The organism is Agromyces binzhouensis, assembly GCF_004135055.1.
Classification (GTDB): Bacteria; Actinomycetota; Actinomycetes; order Actinomycetales; family Microbacteriaceae; genus Agromyces; species Agromyces binzhouensis.
Window position 1 is genome coordinate 1 of sequence record NZ_SDPL01000688.1, and the last position, 977, is coordinate 977.

Below are 977 nucleotides of genomic sequence, written 5' to 3' on the forward strand. Positions count from 1 at the left end.
CGCCGCGGCGAGCGCCTCGCGGCGGGTCGGCGGGTCGGCCTCCGCGCGAGCCTGGGCAGCGACCTCGGCCCGGACCGGCACCGACGACGTGCCCGAGTCGGGTTCGTCCGTCACCGCGGACCGCGCCAGGTCCCGCTGCCTGTCCATTCGAGCGCACCTCCCCCGACACGGTAGGTCGGCCGGTACCTCCGGCGCACGTGGTCGACGCCAGTCGGCGGATGCGCTAGGCCGCGCGGAGTCGGTGGATCCCGCCTCCCGCGAAGCCGCGTCTTCATTGCTTCCGCACGCCTGTCGGATCAGGGGCAGTCGGCGCGGTACTCGAACACAGGACCGACTCGGCCGGTAGGCATCGACGCGTCGAGAAACGACAAAACCCCCGGCTGACCGGGGGTTTCATTGTAGCGAGGGCGGGACTCGAACCCGCGACACCACGATTATGAGCCGTGTGCTCTAACCACCTGAGCTACCCCGCCGCGAGGCTTCTCCGGTGAAACCGGAGGAACCAGAGCCCCGAGTCAGGATTGAACTGACGACCCCTTCCTTACCATGGAAGTGCTCTACCACTGAGCTATCGGGGCGCGTGCCGCTGTCGCGGCAACCACACGAGAATATCACCTCGGCGCGCGTCCGTTAAATCGTGGGTCGGGCGCTCGGTCAGAGGCTCGTCGGGACGCCCGAGGAGTATGCCGTGCCGGCGAAGATGGCCACGATGAGCAGCACGTAGAGCACGATCGCGAGGCCCATTCCGATGGTCAGGACGTAGCCGAAGATCAGTCCGGTGAGCGCCGCGCCGGCACCCTGCTCGCCCGTGCGGCGGATCTGCGCGCGGGCGATGTGCCCGCACACGATCGCGGCGATCGAGCTGATCGGACCGACCATCAGCGCGCCGAGCCCCAGGCCGAACGCGACCCAGGCGAGCACGTTGTGCGGCGCCGCGACGGGCGGGGTCCAGGGGGCGGGCACCGCAGGCGCGGCGA

General features: G+C 70.0%; 1 protein-coding gene and 2 tRNA genes. All 3 read right to left on the minus strand.

Annotated features, from left to right (window positions below; translation table 11 throughout):
• Positions 1 to 399 precede the first annotated feature (399 nt).
• A tRNA-Met gene (locus tag ESO86_RS17655) sits at positions 400 to 473 on the minus strand.
• Positions 474 to 506: 33 nt separating this feature from the next.
• Positions 507 to 578, minus strand: a tRNA-Thr gene (locus ESO86_RS17660).
• Between the two features lie 76 nt (positions 579 to 654).
• On the minus strand, positions 655 to 977 hold a 323-nt coding region (locus ESO86_RS17665; protein ID WP_207207225.1), incomplete at its 5' end, for a DUF4190 domain-containing protein.